This window comes from Geobacter sp. PheSNFMC (assembly GCF_059620965.1).
In genome coordinates, this window is record NZ_JCAMRN010000034.1 from 1 (window position 1) to 18,336 (window position 18,336).

Sequence of the window (18,336 nt, forward strand, 5' to 3'; positions counted from 1 at the left end):
CGTTCCGGATGGAAACCGTTGGCCACGATTGTCCCCTGGTGCTCAACGGGCGGCAGACTGCTGCGCTGGTCCGGCTGAGAACGGCCCTGGACGCTGGACGGTTCACCCCTTTCCTGCTCCGGGGCGTCACCGGCAGCGGCAAGACGGAAGTCTATCTTCAGGCCATCGCCCATTGTCTCGAACAGGGGAGGAGCGCCCTGGTCCTGGTCCCCGAGATCGCCCTCACTCCCCAACTGGTAAGCCGGTTCCGCCGGCGGTTCCGGTGCGGGGTGGCAGTGCTCCACAGCGGTCTCTCCGATGGGGAGCGCTTCGATGAGTGGCGCCGGATCCGCCGGGGCGAGGCAGCCATCGTCATCGGTGCCCGCTCGGCCATTTTCGCTCCCCTGGCCGAGCTGGGCATGATCGTGGTGGACGAGGAGCACGAAGGGTCCTACAAGCAGGGGGAGGGGTTCCGCTACAACGCCCGCGACATGGCCCTGGTACGGGGCAAGATGGCCGGGGCTTGCGTGGTCCTCGGCACCGCCACGCCCCAGGTCACCACCTGGCATGCGGTTGCCGGCGGCAAGCTCGAATGCCTCGACCTCCCCGAACGGGTGAACGGCCTACCCTTGCCGTCGGCCGAAATCATCGACGTCCGGGGGGCCAGGGGAAGCATCCTCCATGCCCGGCTCGCCGCGGAGGTGGAGGAGAACCTGGCGCGGGGGGAGCAGACCCTTCTCTTCCTCAACCGCCGCGGCTTCTCCACCTGGCTCACCTGCGAAGAGTGCGGCCACGTGCTCCGCTGCCCGAACTGCCAGGTTACCCTCACCTATCACCAGGGCAGGAACCGGCACATCTGCCACTACTGCGATTATGCCGTTCCGGCCCCGTCCCTGTGCCCGGGATGCGGTTGCGGACGGATCATCCATCTGGGGCTCGGCACCGAACAGGTGGAAGCGTACGTGCGCGAGCACTTTCCCCATGCCCGGGTGGACCGGATGGACCGGGACACCACTGCCCGCAGGGGAGGGCATGCCCGGATTCTGCGCAAGGTGGCGGAGCGGCAGACCGACATCCTCATCGGCACCCAGATGGTGGCCAAGGGGCACGACTTCCCAGGGATCACCCTGGTGGGAATCCTGTCGGTGGAATCGACCCTCAATATCCCCGATTACCGGAGTGCCGAGCGGACGTTCCAGCTGGTGACCCAGCTCATCGGACGGGCTGGCCGGGGGGATGATCCGGGCCGGGTGCTGATCCAGAGCCTCAACCCCGATCACTACGCCCTGGCCCACGCCGTGGCCGGCGATATGGATGGTTTTTACGGGGCAGAACTGGCGTTCCGCCAGGAGACCGGCTATCCCCCCTTTGCCCATCTGGCGGCCCTCTGCCTGAGCGGAACCGCCGCATCGGCCGTGGAGCGGACAAGTGAGCTCCTGGCGGCGCGGCTGCGCGAACTGCGCCGGGATGGGGGCGGACGGGTCGAGATCCTGGGGCCGGCGCCCGCGCCCCTGGCCAAACTCCGCGGCCGTTTCCGCCGGCAGATCCTTCTGAAGGCGGCAGACCGGACTACCCTCCATCGCCTCGTTCGTCGGGTGCGTGAGAGCTTCCAGCCTCCGGCCGGCGTGAGGCTCCAGGTTGACATGGACCCCGTGGATCTCATGTAAACCCCCGTGCGCCTCGTTTAGGTTTGATTTTTCCCGCCGCAATTAGCTATTATCAGAAAGATTAACCCATTACGGAAGGTTCAGACCATGGTACGCACGATCCTCACCTATCCCGATCCGGTGCTGAAGAAAAAGGCGGTGCCGGTTACCATCATCAACGACGCCACCCGCGAACTGGTTCGCGACATGGCCGAAACCATGTACGATGCCCAGGGCGTCGGGCTGGCGGCCCCCCAGGTCGGCGTGAGCCAGCGGGTGATCGTCATCGATGTGTCCCCGCGCGACGAGCGGCCCGAGCTGATCGTCTGCATCAACCCGGTCATCATTCATGCCGAGGGGGAATCCTACGAGGAGGAGGGGTGCCTTTCGGTCCCCAAGTACTCGGCCAACGTTCACCGCCACGAGCGGGTGGTGGTCAAGTCCCTCGACCTGGAGGGAGAGGAGGTCGTCCATCGGGCGGAGGGTCTGCTTGCCATCGCCTTCCAGCATGAGATCGACCACCTGGACGGCGTCCTTTTCGTGGATCACCTCTCCGCGCTCAAGAAGGAAATGTTCAAGAAAAAATACCGCCGCATGACCGAAGAGGAGTGAGGATCAACCTATGGCCGGACTGCGCATCATCTTCATGGGAACCCCCGAATTTGCCTGCCCCACGCTCAGGAAGCTGATCGAGCGCGGCGAGGAGGTCATCGCCGTCGTCACCCAGCCCGACCGCCCCAAGGGGCGCGGCCAGAAGCTCGTGCCGCCGCCGGTGAAGGCCCTGGCCCAGGAACACGGCATCCCGGTGCTCCAGCCTCTCAAGGTGCGAACCCCGGAGTCCGTCGACGAGATCCGCCGGCTCGCCCCCGATCTCATCGTCGTGGTGGCCTTCGGCCAGATTCTGCCCCAGAGCCTGCTCGACATCCCGAAGCACGGCTGCATCAACATTCATGCCTCGCTTCTTCCCCGCTACCGGGGAGCGGCTCCCCTCAACTGGTGCCTCATCAACGGCGAGACCGAGACCGGGATCACCACCATGATGATGGATGCGGGCCTCGACACCGGGGACATGCTCGTGAAACGGGCCATCCCCATCGAGCCCGACGAGGACGCCCAGTCCCTCCACGACCGCCTGTCGCAACTGGGTGCCGAGACCATCGACGAGACCCTCGATCTCTTGCTGGCCGGCAAACTGGTGCGCGAAAAGCAGGATGATTCCCTCACCTGCTACGCTCCCCTGCTCAAGAAGGAGGACGGCCTCGTCGACTGGACCCGAGAGCCGGTGCACGTCAAGAACCAGGTGCGGGGCTTTACCCCGTGGCCGGGAGCCTACACTTTCCTGGACGGAAAGACCCTCAAGCTCTACCGGGTGGCTGTTGCCGGGGAAACCGGCGCGCCCGGCGAGATCCTGAGGGCCTGCAGGGAGGGAATTCTCGTGGGGTGCGGCTCCGGCAGCATTCTGATCCAGGAGTTGCAGCTGGAGGGACGCAAGCGGCTCCCCACCGCCGAGTTCCTCGCCGGATTTCGCCTGGAGCCGGGAACGCGCCTTGGCGATGCAGGGAGCGTGGAGAACTGACAATGGCGGAACGCCCCCCCCAGAAACGTCTGTTCATCGCCCTCATGGGGCTCACCTGCCTCCTGATCGTGGGAGGGATCTACCTTCTCTGGTGGGTTCCCACCACCGGACTCGCCAACATCCATCCGAGCCTGCCGAGGGTGGTGGGGATCGTGCTCGGTGGCCTTTCGCTCCTGGCGCTCCTGGGTACCGCCGTGCTCGTGCTGACCACCGCCCTGGGCAAGGACATGTACTTCACCCGCTTCCTGCGCGGCGTGGTCATCAAGTTCCTGCTCCCGGTCATCGAACTCCTGGGGCGCGCCTTCGGCATCTCAACCGACACCATCCGTCAATCGTTCATCGCCATGAACAACAGCCTGGTGCTGTCCCAGCGCTACAAGGTGAAGCCGGACCGGATCCTCATCCTGCTGCCCCACTGTCTCCAGCTCTTCGACTGCGAGATCAAGGTGACCGGCGACATCAACAAATGCATCCGCTGCGGCCGGTGCGACATCAAGGGGCTGGCGGAACTGGCCGAGAAGTACCGGATCGACATCTCCGTGGCCACCGGCGGCACCCTTGCCCGCAAGGTCATCATTGAGAAGCGCCCCAAACTCGTGGTGGCCGTGGCCTGCGAGCGGGATCTGACCTCGGGCATCAAGGACTGCTATCCCCTGCCGGTCATCGGCGTTCTCAACGACCGCCCCTTCGGGCCCTGCTTCAATACCTCGGTGGACATCGCCAAGATAGACGAATCCCTCCAGATCATCATGGGGTGATGCACTGCCGTACGGCGGCGCTCGCTCCGCGCTCTGTTTCATGTTGCCCGTGGTCGTATCCGGTTCAGGTGTGTGCTGAAGGCGGCTCAGCGGAGAAAGGGAGAGCCCGGGCGGCAACGACGCTGTTCGGCGCGCCCGGGACAGGTATGTGTGCTACGCCTCGATCTGCAGCGTTGCCAGGAAGCGATATTCATTGCGGTTGAAGGGGACCACCACGGCGGCCCCGCTGGAAACCACCTCCACCGTATAATCGCTGCCGGAGATGATCGACGGGGTGGAAAGGCACACCGAGAGGTTATTGGCGGAAAAGAGCATCTTGATCTCGCCGGCGAGCATGTTGGTAATCTCTCCCACGGCGTCGCGAATATCGTCTTCGCCTTCGAGTTCATCCAATCCCATGCCGAGCATGGAAGCAGTGGACTCCCGAGCGAATTCGATGGGAATGTGGATTCCCACCATCCCCGAAAAATCGCCGCCCAGGCCGACCATGCCCGAAATGCTGGCGATGAAGTGGGATTCGGGTTTGGCAAGGGGATACTCATCGACAATGTCATCTATGAAGATCATGGTCGAGAATATTTTTTTGACCGACTCAACGATGTGTCCCACCAGATCCGCTTCGTTGTAGGTGGCTTCCTTGACGGTAAAACTCAACGCCATACGCTTGCTCCTTTACTCGCCTGGACGCGGCCCTGCACTCACTGTGCAGGGATTGCTCGGACGACGCGTTCTGCTTCCGCCACCCACCGCGCGCGATCTCGGTATTCGCGTTCCCGCATACACATTTATCGGCGTTGGCAGATAAAACTGCAATAATTTTTTCATGTGTGGAGTAAATCCGGTGCATCTCGCCCGTTGACCGATAATCTGCTTGCACCCCGCCGCCCCGCCGGTGTATCACTGATCCCTTTCCACATTATCCGAAGGAGCAGAACCATGGGTATTCTTTCAACTACAACCGCCATATGCCAGTTCCGGGTCGCGGGGGATATCCCCTCCGGAGACCTCTATCCCTGGATTGCCGAACATCTCGCCCGACAGGCCTTTCAGTCCATCGATCAAGGGGTCGCCGAGCAGTCCGTGGGGTGGGTTCACCTGGACGACCATCGGCAGATGAGCTTTGACGTTCCCGCCGCCTTTTGGCGCGACCACTACGTGGCCTTCACCCTGCGCCGCGATCAGCGCAAGCTCCCGGCGGCGCTGGTAAAGGCCTACCTCCAGGTGGCCGAGCACGAGCATCTTGCCGCCAGCCCCGGCCTCAACCGGGTGCCGAAGCAGAAGCGCGAGGAGCTGAAAGAGGCGGTGCGCCTGAACCTCCTGGCCAAGACCCTGCCGGTTCCCTCCACCTGGGATGCGGTCTGGGACACCCGCACCGGCATCGTCACCTTTACCTCCCTGTCGGCTCCCATTATCGAGCTGTTCGAGACCCAGTTCAAGAAGACCTTCGAGGGGACGCGCTTGGTGGCGATCCACCCCTATGCCCGGGCAGAGGCCGTGGGCGGCGAAGGGCTGAAGCCTGCCCTGGAACAGGCCAACCTCGCCACGAGCGATGCCGCCATCGATCTGATCAGGAGCAACCAGTGGCTCGGGTGGGATTTCCTCCTCTGGCTTCTCCACCGGACCATGACCGATTCTTCCGAGTACCGCGTGGGCCAACCCGGCCCGGCTCTGGCTGGCGAGCCCTTCGTGGCCTACCTGAACGACCGCCTCGTGCTCATGAGCGCGGGGGAGGCCGGAACCCAGAAGATCACCGTGGCCGGCCCCCAGGACCACTTCCGCGAGACCCGCACCGCCCTTGCCCATGGCAAGCGGATCACCGAATCGACCCTCTACCTGGAAAAGGAGGAGAACGTCTGGAAGCTGACCCTCAAGGGGGAGCTCTTTCATTTCGCCTCCCTCAAGTCCCCCAAGGTGGCCATCGAAAAGGGCGACCACGTGGACGAGGTGAGCGAACGGGAGGCGGCCTTCTACGAGCGGATGTATGTTCTGGAGCAGGGGCTCCAACTCTTTGACAGCCTGTACGGCGAATTCCTCACGGTGCGGCTGGGTGCCGGATGGGGCGAGGAACTGGCGCGGATCGAGGGGTGGCTGGCGGGGGAGTGAGCCCCCTCTATTCCGAGACCTTCCAGAGGCCCGGAAACTCCCCCGGCAGCAGCGGCCGGGGGGTAAGATGCTCGGGCAGGCGGATCAGCCGGGTCTCCGGCGCAAGGGCCAGCTCCCGGTAGAGGAGGTGGCCCTTTGTATTGTAGCTCTTGGAAAGATGCATGGGGAGGAGCCAGCCGGGACGGAGCTCCCGGGCGAGGGCCGATACATCCGCGGTGCAGAGATGGTGGGAGGTGCGGGCCTTGGCCTCGTCGGCCGCCAGGAACGAGCACTCGCAGGCCAGGAGCGTGACGTTGGCAAGGAGCCGCCGCACCGTGGCCAGGTTGGTTTCGTTGGCGCCGATGTCGGTGAGGTAGCCGATGCTGGCGGGCTCCTGATCTCTTCGGATTGCCTCGAAGAGCTCCCGGCCTTCCCTGGCCTGTCGCGCCGCCCCGTTGCCGACCGTCCGGACGGCCACGGTGATCGTCTCCCCGTCAAGCCCGCCGCGATAGAACCGGTGCTTCAGCTCCCGCAGCCATGCACCCGGCACGAGTCCCTCCTGTCCGATTTTTGCCCCGTCGATCCAGAAGGTGGGGCGTTCGGCGATGCGGAAGACCAGGGTCGGCAGGGTGTTGTGGTCGCAGAGATCCGCATCGACCGTGAGAAAGCCGTTGCGGAAGATCTCGGTCCCCGTCCGCGCCGTTTCCCCATCGGGCCGGCTGGGAAACCCTTTGGAGCCGGGGAACGTGAACCGGACAATGCGCTCGGGATGGACTTCGTGCACCCGGAGCATGCACCAGTAGGATTCGGCCAGGTTCCAGTCGTAACCGGCCAGCTTTGCAGCCACTTTCCGGGCGATCCCCGGCGGGCCGAAGAGTTCCACAGTCCGCGGGGAGACGTGAATGTGGCGGACCAGGGTGTCCAGCCCCATGAAGTGATCCATATGGGCATGGGTGACGAATACGGCATCGATGGATTTCAGTACCCGCTTTGCCAGATGGTGGATCTGGCCGCAGTCCACCAGGATCGAACGCCCCAGGGGCCGGATATTCACCAGGAGGACCGGGTCGTCCAGGAGCCCCGCGCAGAAGGTGGGTTCCAGGTAACGGAAGGGGAGGCGGTTCTTCATGGGATGCCTCGCGAATGCGGCTGATACGAAAAAAGGCCCGCCATCCGGCAGGCCTTTTCAGTGTATCACGGAAACAGGCTATCCTCTCTTGAGGACCCGCGCAGCCTCCTTGGCGTGGTAGGTGAGGATCAGGTCGGCGCCGGCCCGCTTGAAGGAGAGGAGGGTCTCCATCATGACCCGCTCTTCGTCGATCCAGCCGGCCCGGCCGGCGGCCTTGATCATGCTGTACTCGCCGGAGACGTTGTAGACCGCCACGGGGAGATCGAACTCCTCCCGCAGGTCCCGGACGATGTCGAGGTAGGGAAGCCCCGGCTTCACCATGATGATGTCGGCGCCCTCTTCCACGTCCATGCGGGCTTCGCGGATGGCCTCCCGGCGGTTCCCCGGGTCCATCTGGTAGGAGCGGCGGTCACCGAACTGTGGCGTCGACTCGGCCGCCTCCCGGAACGGGCCGTAGTAGCCCGAAGCATATTTTACGGCATAGCTCATGATCGGGATATTTTTGTAGCCGTTGTTGTCCAGGATTTCGCGGATCGCCATGACCCGGCCGTCCATCATGTCCGACGGCGCCACCATGTCGGCCCCGGCCTCGGCGTGGGAGAGGGCCTCCCTGGCCAGGAGCTCCAGGGTCTCGTCGTTGTCCACGTCGCCGTCCTTGATGATGCCGCAGTGGCCGTGGTCGGTGTACTCGCACATGCAGACGTCGGTGATGACCGCCAGCCCCGGCACCTGTTTCTTCAGGGCCCGGATCGTCTCCTGAATGATGCCGTGCTCGGCGTAGGCGTCGCTGCCAACGGCGTCCTTGGTCTCGGGGATGCCGAACAGGATCACCGCCGGCACGCCCAGTTCATAAACCTCCTGGGCCTCGGCCACGATATGCTCGATGGATTGCTGGTAAATGCCCGGCATGGAGGAAATTTCTTTCCTGATGCCCGTGCCGAAGGCGGAAAACATCGGATAGATCAGGTCGGTGGCGGAGAGGGTGGTCTCGCTGACCATCCGGCGGAAAACCTCCTTGCCCCTGATCCTGCGCGCTCTGAAGGTGGGATAGAACATGGCGTCTGATCTCCTTGCTGTCTGATGGCAGCCTGGGCGGCTGCTGCCCAACCTGGTCATACTAACTCATCTGGTGGCTCTCACTCAAATAGTTTTCCGTAGCGGCGGAGCAGCGACGAGCCGTTGCCGGCCAGGGGGTATTTACCGTTGCGCACGGGCGGCTCTTGTGGCAAAAATAGCAATAACCGGTCGTGCGTGATGGGTACGCCGGCACGCAAACAGCAGGAGGTCTCCATGGCCAGGTCGAACATGGGCGCCGTGGCCGATTCGCTGGCGCTCCTCATGATCAGGGTGCCGCTCGGCGCCATCTTTATTGCCCATGGCTCCCAGAAGCTTCTCGGCGCCTTCGGGGGCCAGGGCCTCACCGCCACCTTCAGGATGTTCGAGGAGAAGCTGGGGGTCCCGCCGATTTTCACGCTGCTTGCCATCATTGCCGAATTCGGCGGAGGCATCGGCGTTCTTTGCGGCTTTCTCACCCGGCTGTCCGGCTTCGGCATCGCCTCGACCATGGCGGTCGCCATGTACAAGGTGCACTGGGTGAACGGCTTTTTCCTCAACGGCCCCCGGGGGAACGGCGTCGAGTACAACCTCGCTCTCCTCGGCATGGCGCTGGCCCTCGTCTTCACCGGGGGCGGAGCATGGTCCGTTGACCGTTATCTTTTCAAGCGGTAACTTGTTGCGCGTAACCCCATGGCCGTTCCATCGTGTTCGGATGTGCGCCAGGTCGAGGAGCATGGGGTAGGGGAGCGGACGAAGACGGGGCGTGCCAGCGGATGCGGGCCAGCTAGAAAATCGAGTCCTTCAGTTCCCTGATGATCTCAACCTGGCGCTGAAAGATGTAGTGGGATATCCCCTTCTCGGCCCGGTTGTCGGGCTGGATTTCAATGATGCAGAGGTCCGACTGTTTCGTGGTGATGACCCGCAGGATATGGGCGGGCATCTCGAGGGGGCCGCCGGGCAGATGCAGCGTGACCTTCCCTTTGATACCCGCATCGGGATGAGAGGGGATCGTGGCGGAGATGGCCACGCCTCCCAGGGAGATGTCGTTCAACTGGCCGGCCACGGTGAAGCCGTCCCCCGCGAAACTCGCCTCGATCTTTTCCTTAACTTCCACGCGCACGAATTGACGACGTTCCGACCTGATCACCGCATAGGCGAAGTTGGCGAGGATGGCCACGCACTTGTCGATATTGACGTAGCTGACGGTCGCCAGTACATCCTTGGGGAAGTGGCTGCTCTTGAGGAACGCCTGCTTTTCCAGTTGCATGACAATGGCCTGTTGTTGGTTCACCGCCAGTTCCACCGAGCCCCGTTCCACTGATTCCACCGTGGCGCCGAAGTTGACAGGGATGGAGCGGTAGTAGTTCAGGAGCCTCAGATCGTTGGGCAGCTTGCCCGCGCCGATGGCTGTCAGTGTGTCCAGAATCTGCCGGTTGTCCTGGGGAAGGTCGGCAACCGTAACCAACTGGTAGTAGTCGTGCATTGCCCCATCCTTGAGCGAGGTGTTTCCCCGGCGTTCTTTTGGTTGTAAACCGTCGGGGAGCTGGTGTATCATCGATTTTCAAGGCGAAGAGCAGCTTCTTCGCCTTTTCTTTGTTCAGATATTCTCAAGTCTTTCGGAGTTCCACACAATGAAGTACAACGAACAGGAAATCGATCGCCGGCGCACCTTTGCCATTGTCAGCCACCCGGATGCCGGCAAGACCACCATCACCGAAAAACTGCTGCTGTTCGGCGGCGCCATCCAGCAGGCCGGCGAGGTCCGCGCCCGCAAGGCAGCCCGCCATGCCACTTCCGACTGGATGGAGATGGAAAAGCAGCGCGGCATCTCCGTCACCTCGTCGGTCATGAAGTTCACCTACCGGGATTACGAGGTGAACCTGCTGGACACCCCCGGTCACAATGACTTTTCCGAAGACACCTACCGGGTCCTCACCGCCGTCGACTCGGCCCTGATGGTCATCGATTCGGTGAAGGGCGTTGAGAACCAGACCATCAAGCTCCTGGATGTGTGCCGCCTGCGCCATACGCCGATCATGACCTTCATCAACAAGCTTGACCGTGAAGGCCGCGATCCTTTTGAGCTTATCGACGAAATCGAAAAAGTCTTGAGAATCCAGTGCGCCCCCATGACGTGGCCCATCGGCATGGGCAAACGCTTCCGGGGAACCTACCACCTCTACACCAAGGAGCTCGTCATCTTCGATGCCGAGGCAGAGCGCGGCACCGGCGGCGTCATCTCCATGACCGGCCTCGATGACCCGCGTCTGGATGAACTCCTGGGCTCCCAGGCCGAGGAGTTGCGTGCCGACGTGGAACTGCTGGAGGGGGCTGCCCATCCCTTCGAGGAAGAGGCGTATCGTGCCGGACTCCAGACACCGGTCTTCTTCGGCAGCGCCATCAACACCTTCGGCGTACAGCAACTTCTCGACACCTTTGTGGATCATGCCCCTACGCCGCTTCCCCGCGAGGCGGTCAGCCGTACCGTTTCCCCCTACGAAGAGCCCTTCACCGCCTTTGCCTTCAAGATTCAGGCGAACATGGACCCCGCCCACCGGGACCGGATCGCCTTTTTCCGGGTCTGTTCCGGCAAGTTCACCAGGGGCATGAAGGTCCGCCATGTGCGGCTCGGCCGCGAGGTAGCCATCAACAACGCAACGATCTTCATGGCCCAGGACCGCACCCATGTGGACGAGGCATTTCCCGGCGACATCATCGGCATTCACAATCACGGCACCATCAAGATCGGCGACACCTTCACCCAGGGAGAGGAGCTCAAGTTCACGGGCATTCCCAATTTCGCCCCCGAGCACTTTCGCCGGGTGCGCCTGCTGGATCCCCTGAAATCCAAGGCCCTGGAGAAGGGGCTGACCCAGTTGGCCGAAGAGGGGACAACCCAGGTCTTTCGCCCGCTCATGGGGGCCGACTGGGTTGTCGGAGCCGTCGGCCTTCTCCAGTTCGACGTGGTCATGCACCGGCTCGAGCATGAGTATAACGTGAAGGCCACCTATGAGCCGGTCTCCTACGTGACCGCCCGCTGGGTGACCGGGGAGAAGAAAAAGATTGAGGAGTTCCAGAAAAAGGAAGTGATGAGTTGTTACATCGACGGCGAGGGGGACCTGACGTATCTGGCCGGCTCCCAGTGGCGCCTCGACAATACCATGGACAACTGGAAAGATCTCGCCTTCCACGCAACTCGCGAACACAACTGATTGGCGAAGCGCAACATGTGCCGCGCATGGCCCATGCTGTGACAGGTGTGGCGCAAAGCGCAGTGGGCATAGTTGACACATAATCTGTAATCCCTGTGTAAGAATAGGCAGTCTCGCGTATACGCGAAACTGCCGTATACGGGAATCCGCTTTGCACTCTTTCCGGGCAAGGGCGGGAGCGCGGCCACCGGCGGTGCTCCTCCCATCCCGACCCGGAGGATTGCACATGCGGTATCAGGCCAGCCCCCAGACCCGCCTTCTCCTCAAGTACATCCATACCTTTTCCGCCATGATGTGGATCGGCGGCGCCCAGGCCATCCTCATCCTTCTCTACAAGGACCGCCTCGCCACCAACGGGGATGAGCTCTTCGCGGTCAACGACGCCATCCGGTCCCTGGACAACTGGCTCATCGGGCCGGGGGTTGCCGGTTCGGTCATGTCGGGCGCGCTCATATCGCTCACGACCCACTGGGGTTTTTTCCGTCACCGCTGGGTCGTGGTGAAGTGGGTGGTTACCCTGGTGGCCACCTTCTTCGGCATCGTGTTCCTCGGCCCCTGGCTCCAGGAGCTTTCTGAAATCGCCGGCCTCAACCGGCTGGCGGCTTTCGACAACCTGGCCTACGTCCAAACCTACCGCTTGGGAGTAGCCTTTGGTGTCGCCCAGATGGTGGTGCTTCTTTTCCTGGTTCTCATTTCCATTTTCAAGCCGGAACTGGCGCCCTGCTCCCCCGCCGCCCGCCAGTTGGAGCGTCGGCTGGCCGTGCTGCTGCGGCCGGTTGCCGCTCCCTTCATGGGGCTCCAGGGGCAGATCTGCCACCTGCTCGGGCTCGAACGCGACTGAACATCGCGTCCCGCCGGCGGGGCACTCTTTCCGCCGCAGCCTCCCTCACCCCTTTCCAACCCCTCGATTTGGTGCTATACACAAGCCAGACCCCGGTCCGTGCGAGGCCGGGGTCCGCTCGCCGGTGCCGGCCCCGCGTCGTTACGGCGTGCCTGTCCTTGCGCCCCAGGTATGTTACACTATGTACGAACATGATCGGAGCCCCCATGGACCCTCGGGAACTGAAAACCATCCTGCGTTCCTTCAAAGACGGCGCGCTCAGCGAAGACGAGATGCTGGAGCGGCTGCGGCATCTTCCCTACGAGGATGTGGGCGACGCCCTGGTGGATCACCACCGGGGGCTGCGCCAGGGCTTCCCCGAGGTGATCTTCGGGGCCGGCAAGAGCGCTGGCCAGGTGGAGCGGATCATGGCCTCCCTGGCCGCCAAGGGGAACAACATCCTGGTGACCCGCCTCGACGAGGCCAAGGCCCTGGCAGTCAAGGAGGCGTTTCCCGCCGCGGTCTGGCACGCCGATGCCCGTTGCCTCACCCTGGAGCCGCGCCCGGTTGAGAAGCGGGGGCTCGGCACGGTGCTCGTCATCTCGGCCGGTACCTCCGACCTGCCGGTGGCCGCCGAGGCCCTGGTCACCCTTCGGATGCTCGGCAACGAGGCCTCTCACCTTTACGACGTGGGAGTGGCCGGCATCCATCGGCTGCTGTCCCGGCGCGACGTGCTCTTTTCCGCACGGGTGCTCATCGTGGTGGCCGGCATGGAGGGGGCGCTCCCTTCGGTGGTGGGTGGGCTCGTGGACCGGCCGGTCATCGCCGTTCCCACGTCGGTTGGCTACGGGGCTTCCTTCGGCGGCATCGCCGCGCTGCTGGGCATGCTCAACTCCTGTGCCGCCGGCGTGACCGTGGTGAATATCGACAACGGGTTCGGCGCCGCCGTTGCCGCGAGCACAATCAACAGAGAATGAGGTCCGTTTGAAGATACTTTATTTCGACTGCTTTGCCGGCATTGCCGGCGACATGACCGTGGCGGCGCTGCTGGACCTGGGGGTCCCCTTCGAGGTGGTGCGCGACGCCGTGGGGTGTCTCCGTCTGCCCCGGTCGAGCTATTCCCTTGCCACGGAGCGGACGAGCCGCAAGGGAATAGCCGCCACCCGCTTCGTGGTGCAGGTGGAAGAGCACCAGCCCCATCGGCACTACGGCGACATTGCAGCCATGATCGAAGAGAGCCCCCTTGCCGACGGCATCAAGGAAAAGGCCCAGCGGATATTTTTCCGCCTGGCCGAGGCCGAGGCCAAGGTCCACGGCGTCGAGCTGGGACGGGTGCACTTCCACGAGGTGGGGGCGGTGGATTCCATTGCCGACATCGTCGGTGCCGCCGCAGCCATCGACTGGCTCGGGATCGAGGCCATCCACGGGGGAGTCCTGCCCCTGGGGAGCGGCTTCGTTGAAACGGCCCACGGCCGTTTGCCGGTGCCGGCACCCGCCACGGCAGAGCTTCTGCGCGGCATCCCCGTCCATGGCGAGGCGGGGCCCGGCGAACGGGTCACGCCCACCGGGGCGGCCATCCTGGCGGCTCTGGCCGCCGGTTTCGGTCCGGCACCGGCCATGACCGTTACCGGTGTCGGCTGTGGAGCCGGGGCCCGGGACTTCGCCGACATTCCCAATATTCTGCGCGTCTTCCAGGGGGAGAGTGGCAGAGGGTTCGAACGGGACGACGTGGTGGTCATCGAAACCCACATCGACGACACGAGCCCGGAGATCCTGGGACATGTCATGGAGCGCTGTCTTGCCGCCGGTGCCCTGGATGCGGCCTTTTCCCCACTCCAGATGAAGAAGAATCGGCCCGCGGTCAGGCTCACGGTGGTGGTTCATCCCGAGCAACGGGACGAACTTGCGGCGCTTGTCCTGCGGGAAACATCCGCCATCGGGGTGCGCTTCCACCCGGCGGGGAGGCTGAAGCTCCGGCGGGTGGTGGAAGAGCGGGATACGACCCTTGGCAGAGTGCGGGTGAAGGTCATCAATGGGGACGGGGTGGCGCGCGTGGCGCCCGAGTACGACGATTGCTGCCGGATCGCCGCCGAGCGCGCCATGCCGCTCATGGAGGTCTACCGGATCGTGGAGCGGGAGTGCGGACAGTGACCCGGCGATTCGTGGTCGTTGCCGCCACCTGGTTCGGCACGGGACTGTCGCCCGTTGCCCCCGGCACGGTGGGCACCCTCGGCGCCATCCCTCTCTACATGGCCATGGCGCGGCTGCCCCTCTGGCTCTACCTCGCCATCCTCGTGCCGTTCTTCTTCCTGTCGTCCTGGGTGGCGGGACGCGCCCAGGAGGAGTTTGGCCAGAAGGACCCCGGCACGGTGGTCATTGACGAGGTGATCGGTTATCTCATTACCATGGCCGGGGTGACCGCCGACTGGCGGAGTATCCTGGCCGGCTTTCTCCTTTTCCGCTTCTTCGACGTGGTGAAGGTCTGGCCCGCCCGCTATTTCGACCGACGGATGAGAAACGGCTACGGCGTGGTGCTGGACGACGTGGCTGCCGGGCTCTACGCCTGCGCCGCGCTCCATCTGCTGCTGGGGTACCTGTGAGGATCGCAACCCTTTCCATCGGCGACGAGCTCCTGCGGGGCGAAGTGGTGGACAGCAACGCCGCTCGCATCGCAGCACGCCTGGCGGACGCGGGGCTTGCCGTGGGCAGGCACCTGACCGTGGGCGATGACGAGGGGGAGATCGAGGCGGCCCTCGGCACGCTTGCGGCGGGCCATGATGCCGTCATCGTCACGGGGGGGCTCGGTCCCACGGACGACGATGTCACGGCCCGGGCCGCGGCCCGGGCAACGGGACGCCGCCTCGTCCTGAACGAGGAGGCTCTTGACCGGTTGCGGGACTTTTTCTCCCGGCGGGGGCGCGAGCTGTATCCCGCCAATGAGCGCCAGTGCCTCCTGCCGGCCAAGGCGGGGCTTATCCCGAACATCCTCGGCACGGCGTGCGGTTTCCACCTGCTGCACGGGGAATGTCTTCTGGTCTTTCTCCCCGGCGTCCCGGCCGAGATGGCCAGGATGCTGGAGGAGTCGGTGGTGCCCCTGGTCCTTGACCGGCGGAGCGGGCCAGAGGTTACCCGTACGGCGGTGCTGACGCTGTTCGGCCTCTCCGAGGCGGAAATCGGCGGCCGGTTGAGTGGCCTGGAGCGCTCCCGCGAGGGGCTCGGCATTGCCTACTGCGTCGATTTTCCGATGGTGCAGGTGAAACTGCGGGCCACCGCCCGAAGCGAGGAAGAGGCCGCGGAAATCATTGCCGGGGGGCTGCCCCTGGTGCGCGAGCGCTTGGGCGATGTGATCGTGGCCGAGGGGGACGACACCATCGATACGGCGGTTGCCCGCCTGTTTCGCGAAAAGGGGCTCACCCTCGCCCTGGCCGAGTCGTGCACCGGTGGGCTCATCGCCAAGAGGATCACCGACGTGGCCGGCAGTTCCGCCTATTTTTCCATGGGGCTGGTCACCTATGCCAATGGGGCCAAGGAGCGGCTTCTGGGCGTTCCGGCCGCGCTTCTGGCGGAAAAGGGTGCCGTAAGCGCCGAAGTTGCCCGTGCCATGGCCAGGGGGGCCCGCCACGCAGCCGGCAGCGACCTTGCCCTGGCCGTCACCGGTATCGCCGGTCCCGATGGGGGGAGCGACGACAAGCCGGTCGGCACGGTCTGCCTGGCCCTGGCCGACCGGGCGGGCTGCTCGGTCAAGGCGTACCGCTTCGCCGGCGAACGGGACGCCATCCGGACCGTCACGGCCGTCACGGCCCTGGACTGGCTGAGGAGGCGTCTCCTCGCCGCCTGAATCGTAGCCGCCCCCTTTTTCGCACGCAGCGGGAAAGCTCGTCATGTCCGTACGCAACGACAGGGTGTATCTGATAGTTGTCAGTGTTTCGGCGCTCCTGGTGCTCGGCGTGCTCGCGGCCTCCTTTGTCGTCTACCGCCGCCACGACTTTCCCCTCCTCGACTTCCTTGCCCTGGTGCTGTTCCTGCTCGTTTCCTGCATCGTTTTCATGGTGGTCAGCTACCGCAAGACACGCAGCGTCAATGAACTGGCCCACCTGCACGAGCTCATGCAGTACCAGAGGGAGCTGGACAAGATTGCCCGGCGCTACCGGAGTCTTCTGGAAGGGGCCGGCACCGCGGTTTTCGTCTTCAATGCCGACACCGGGCTCCTGGTGGAGGTGAACCGCCGGGGCACCGAACTGCTGGGGTACAGCAAGGAGGAAATGGTCACTCTCAAGGGGAAGGACCTGGTGCCCGAAGAAGACCAGGAGAAGTTTTCCCTGCTGGTATTGCGGGTGGTGCGGCGCGGAAGGGGCCGGACCGACGGGATCGCGTTCCGTCGCAAGGGAGGGGATCGCTTCCTGGGAGAGGTGGAAGCCCGCCTCATCGACCTGGGCGACGAGAAGGTGGTGCACGCCACGATCAGGGACATTACGTTCAAGCACCGGGCCGAGCGGGAAATCCGCCAGCGCAACCGGGAGCTCACCTCCCTGGTCAACATCATCACCAGAGCCAACCAGGAGATGGAACTGGAGACGGTCCTCGACGTGACCCTGCGGGAAACGATCGAAGTCTTCGGCGTTGACGGTGGCGGCATCCATCTGCGCGAACGGGACGGCACCCTGCGCCCGGCAGCCACTTGCTCCGTTCCTGATCGGCTCAGGGAGGCGCTCGATGCCGGAGCCGACGGCGGATTGCTGGGCAGGGTTGCCGCCACGCGCGGCCCCCTCGCCCTGGACGATCTGGCCATGGAAGGGGGCATGGCGGGACTCTCGGATGAGTCGGCAGGCTGGACGGGGTTTGCGGCGGTCCCGTTGTTCGCCAAGAACCGGGTCACCGGAGTCATGTACCTGTTGAACCGGCAGGCGCGCTCCTTCACCGACGAAGAGCTCAAGCTGTTCTTTTCCATTGCCGGCCAGATGGGGATCATTATCGAAAACGCCCGCCTCTTCAATGAGCTCAAGTGGAAGAGCGATGAGCTCATGGGGTCGTTCCGCCTCCTGGAGAAAAGCAGCCACGAGCTTGCCCTTTCCCAGCACCGGCTCCGTACCAACCTGACTCTCGTGGAACGCGCCAATCAGGAGCTGGAGCGGATCGACCGGATGAAGAACAACTTCCTCGGCATGATTTCCCACGAGTTTCGCACCCCCCTCACCAGCATCATCAGCGGCACCGATTTTTTGCGCTCCTCATCGAGCCTTGCCGGCGACCCCGACAGCCGGCAGGTCCTCGACATGATCCACGAGGGGGGAGAGCGCCTCTTCGAGATCGTCAACGACATCCTCAAGGTTGCCCGTCTTGAGGCCAAGTCCGCCACCGTGACCCGGCGTGCCCTCCACATCTCCCAGGTATTCAGCCAGGTGGTCACGAAGCTTGAGCCGCTGCTGGCGGAGCGGAGCCTGCGAATCGCCTTCAACAATCTGGAGGGACTCCCCCACTGCATCGGCGACCAGGAGTGCTTCGAGGAGATATTCTCGGAATTGCTGGAGAACTCGGTCAAGTTCACCCCGGACGGGGGAACGATCATCATCTCGGCGCGGGTGGTGGACCGGCGGGCGTTGGCCCCGAAGCGGGAGATCCTGGCGCGCTTCAATGCCGATTTCCCGACCCAGATCGGGGATCGCTGCTATCTGGAGGTGGCGGTCCGCGACAACGGCATCGGGGTCAGCCACGACGAACAGGTGAAGATATTCGACAAATTTTACGAGATCGGCGATATCCGTCACCACTCCAGCGGCAAGTTCAAGTTCCAGGGCAAGGGGACGGGGCTCGGGCTGGCCATCGTCAAGGGGATGGTGGAGGCCCACGGGGGCATGGTCTGGGTCGAAAGCCCGGGGGTCGACCCGGAGGCCCGCTTCGGCAGCGCGTTCCTGGTTCTCATCCCCCTTGAGGAAAGCCTGCGGGCGCCGGTCATTCCCCTGGCCGGCCCCCGGGATCCGCTGGCGGGTGGCATCCCCGGAGAGGGAGTGTGACACCCGTTCGAAACAGGCCGGATCTGCCGGAAAGATACCCTTGAAAAGACCGAAAGATCTGTGTTAT

Annotated in this window: 17 protein-coding genes; 13 read left to right on the forward strand and 4 right to left on the reverse strand. The window is 64.0% G+C overall.

Translation table 11 applies throughout. From position 1 onward, the window contains the following. The 4 genes from priA to AC6CDK_RS09205 form a co-directional block, all read left to right on the forward strand. The coding region (gene priA, locus AC6CDK_RS09190) for a replication restart helicase PriA (RefSeq protein ID WP_496639810.1) at nt 1-1,646 on the forward strand (1,646 nt) is incomplete at its 5' end. A gap of 87 nt (nt 1,647-1,733) precedes the next feature. Then, a complete protein-coding gene (gene def / locus AC6CDK_RS09195) occupies nt 1,734-2,237 on the forward strand; it encodes a peptide deformylase (RefSeq protein WP_066358191.1) in 504 nt (167 codons plus the stop codon). Between the two features lie 10 nt (nt 2,238-2,247). Continuing rightward, the gene (fmt, locus tag AC6CDK_RS09200) at nt 2,248-3,201 is read left to right on the forward strand and encodes a methionyl-tRNA formyltransferase (RefSeq protein WP_039647302.1); all 954 of its coding nucleotides are present in this window, start codon (nt 2,248-2,250) and stop codon (nt 3,199-3,201) included. A gap of 2 nt (nt 3,202-3,203) precedes the next feature. Beyond that, on the forward strand, nt 3,204-3,959 hold the full coding sequence (locus AC6CDK_RS09205; RefSeq protein ID WP_039647300.1) for a DUF116 domain-containing protein: 756 nt from the start codon (nt 3,204-3,206) through the stop codon (nt 3,957-3,959). Between the two features lie 153 nt (nt 3,960-4,112). Here AC6CDK_RS09205 and AC6CDK_RS09210 read toward each other — a convergent pair whose 3' ends face one another. After that, on the reverse strand, nt 4,113-4,619 hold the full coding sequence (locus tag AC6CDK_RS09210; protein WP_039647299.1) for a chemotaxis protein CheX: 507 nt from the start codon (nt 4,617-4,619) through the stop codon (nt 4,113-4,115). Between the two features lie 276 nt (nt 4,620-4,895). Between AC6CDK_RS09210 and rdgC the strand changes: the two genes are divergently transcribed. After that, on the forward strand, nt 4,896-6,062 hold the full coding sequence (gene rdgC, locus AC6CDK_RS09215; RefSeq protein WP_039647297.1) for a recombination-associated protein RdgC: 1,167 nt from the start codon (nt 4,896-4,898) through the stop codon (nt 6,060-6,062). Nucleotides 6,063-6,069: 7 nt separating this feature from the next. Here the strand turns inward: rdgC and AC6CDK_RS09220 are convergent, their stop codons facing one another. Together AC6CDK_RS09220 and hemB are read right to left on the reverse strand one after the other, a co-directional pair. Next, nucleotides 6,070-7,170: a ribonuclease Z gene (locus tag AC6CDK_RS09220; RefSeq protein ID WP_192905603.1), complete on the reverse strand. Its 1,101-nt coding sequence runs from the start codon at nt 7,168-7,170 to the stop codon at nt 6,070-6,072. Nucleotides 7,171-7,248: 78 nt separating this feature from the next. Then, nucleotides 7,249-8,226, reverse strand: a complete 978-nt coding sequence (gene hemB / locus AC6CDK_RS09225; RefSeq protein WP_039647293.1) for a porphobilinogen synthase — start codon at nt 8,224-8,226, stop codon at nt 7,249-7,251. A gap of 234 nt (nt 8,227-8,460) precedes the next feature. Here hemB and AC6CDK_RS09230 point away from each other — a divergent pair, with 234 nt between their 5' ends. Then, on the forward strand, nt 8,461-8,898 hold the full coding sequence (locus AC6CDK_RS09230) for a DoxX family protein (protein ID WP_039647291.1): 438 nt from the start codon (nt 8,461-8,463) through the stop codon (nt 8,896-8,898). 112 nt (nt 8,899-9,010) lie between these two features. Here AC6CDK_RS09230 and AC6CDK_RS09235 read toward each other — a convergent pair whose 3' ends face one another. Beyond that, nucleotides 9,011-9,709: a PilZ domain-containing protein gene (locus AC6CDK_RS09235; RefSeq protein WP_039647290.1), complete on the reverse strand. Its 699-nt coding sequence runs from the start codon at nt 9,707-9,709 to the stop codon at nt 9,011-9,013. A gap of 148 nt (nt 9,710-9,857) precedes the next feature. Between AC6CDK_RS09235 and AC6CDK_RS09240 the strand changes: the two genes are divergently transcribed. The 7 genes from AC6CDK_RS09240 to AC6CDK_RS09270 all read left to right on the forward strand — a co-directional run bounded on the left by AC6CDK_RS09240 (nt 9,858) and on the right by AC6CDK_RS09270 (nt 18,269). Continuing rightward, nucleotides 9,858-11,438, forward strand: coding sequence for a peptide chain release factor 3 (locus AC6CDK_RS09240; protein WP_039647287.1), 1,581 nt, complete (start codon nt 9,858-9,860; stop codon nt 11,436-11,438). Nucleotides 11,439-11,664: 226 nt separating this feature from the next. Next, the gene (locus AC6CDK_RS09245; RefSeq protein ID WP_192905602.1) at nt 11,665-12,279 is read left to right on the forward strand and encodes a DUF2269 family protein; all 615 of its coding nucleotides are present in this window, start codon (nt 11,665-11,667) and stop codon (nt 12,277-12,279) included. Nucleotides 12,280-12,485: 206 nt separating this feature from the next. Then, the gene (larB, locus tag AC6CDK_RS09250; protein WP_066358435.1) at nt 12,486-13,235 is read left to right on the forward strand and encodes a nickel pincer cofactor biosynthesis protein LarB; all 750 of its coding nucleotides are present in this window, start codon (nt 12,486-12,488) and stop codon (nt 13,233-13,235) included. 7 nt (nt 13,236-13,242) lie between these two features. Beyond that, nucleotides 13,243-14,409 carry a nickel pincer cofactor biosynthesis protein LarC gene (gene larC / locus AC6CDK_RS09255; RefSeq protein WP_039647283.1) on the forward strand — a complete coding sequence of 389 codons (1,167 nt, stop codon included), beginning with the start codon at nt 13,243-13,245 and terminating at the stop codon, nt 14,407-14,409. After that, nucleotides 14,406-14,858: a phosphatidylglycerophosphatase A family protein gene (locus AC6CDK_RS09260; RefSeq protein WP_039647282.1), complete on the forward strand. Its 453-nt coding sequence runs from the start codon at nt 14,406-14,408 to the stop codon at nt 14,856-14,858. Before larC ends, AC6CDK_RS09260 begins: the two co-directional genes overlap by 4 nt. Then, nucleotides 14,855-16,096: a competence/damage-inducible protein A gene (locus AC6CDK_RS09265; protein WP_192905601.1), complete on the forward strand. Its 1,242-nt coding sequence runs from the start codon at nt 14,855-14,857 to the stop codon at nt 16,094-16,096. Before AC6CDK_RS09260 ends, AC6CDK_RS09265 begins: the two co-directional genes overlap by 4 nt. A 43-nt stretch (nt 16,097-16,139) precedes the next feature. Continuing rightward, nucleotides 16,140-18,269 carry a sensor histidine kinase gene (locus AC6CDK_RS09270; RefSeq protein ID WP_039647277.1) on the forward strand — a complete coding sequence of 710 codons (2,130 nt, stop codon included), beginning with the start codon at nt 16,140-16,142 and terminating at the stop codon, nt 18,267-18,269. Nucleotides 18,270-18,336: the final 67 nt, after the last annotated feature.

What these genes read in the sequence shown, in the direction of transcription:
- AC6CDK_RS09270 (WP_039647277.1), top strand. Translation starts at nt 16,140, where the DNA reads ATGTCCGTACGCAACGACAGGGTGTATCTGATAGTTGTCAGTGTTTCG.
- AC6CDK_RS09235 (WP_039647290.1), bottom strand. Translation starts at nt 9,709, where the DNA reads ATGCACGACTACTACCAGTTGGTTACGGTTGCCGACCTTCCCCAGGAC.
- AC6CDK_RS09205 (WP_039647300.1), top strand. Translation starts at nt 3,204, where the DNA reads ATGGCGGAACGCCCCCCCCAGAAACGTCTGTTCATCGCCCTCATGGGG.
- AC6CDK_RS09220 (WP_192905603.1), bottom strand. Translation starts at nt 7,170, where the DNA reads ATGAAGAACCGCCTCCCCTTCCGTTACCTGGAACCCACCTTCTGCGCG.
- hemB (WP_039647293.1), bottom strand. Translation starts at nt 8,226, where the DNA reads ATGTTCTATCCCACCTTCAGAGCGCGCAGGATCAGGGGCAAGGAGGTT.
- AC6CDK_RS09240 (WP_039647287.1), top strand. Translation starts at nt 9,858, where the DNA reads ATGAAGTACAACGAACAGGAAATCGATCGCCGGCGCACCTTTGCCATT.
- rdgC (WP_039647297.1), top strand. Translation starts at nt 4,896, where the DNA reads ATGGGTATTCTTTCAACTACAACCGCCATATGCCAGTTCCGGGTCGCG.
- AC6CDK_RS09245 (WP_192905602.1), top strand. Translation starts at nt 11,665, where the DNA reads ATGCGGTATCAGGCCAGCCCCCAGACCCGCCTTCTCCTCAAGTACATC.
- fmt (WP_039647302.1), top strand. Translation starts at nt 2,248, where the DNA reads ATGGCCGGACTGCGCATCATCTTCATGGGAACCCCCGAATTTGCCTGC.
- AC6CDK_RS09230 (WP_039647291.1), top strand. Translation starts at nt 8,461, where the DNA reads ATGGCCAGGTCGAACATGGGCGCCGTGGCCGATTCGCTGGCGCTCCTC.
- AC6CDK_RS09210 (WP_039647299.1), bottom strand. Translation starts at nt 4,619, where the DNA reads ATGGCGTTGAGTTTTACCGTCAAGGAAGCCACCTACAACGAAGCGGAT.
- def (WP_066358191.1), top strand. Translation starts at nt 1,734, where the DNA reads ATGGTACGCACGATCCTCACCTATCCCGATCCGGTGCTGAAGAAAAAG.
- larB (WP_066358435.1), top strand. Translation starts at nt 12,486, where the DNA reads ATGGACCCTCGGGAACTGAAAACCATCCTGCGTTCCTTCAAAGACGGC.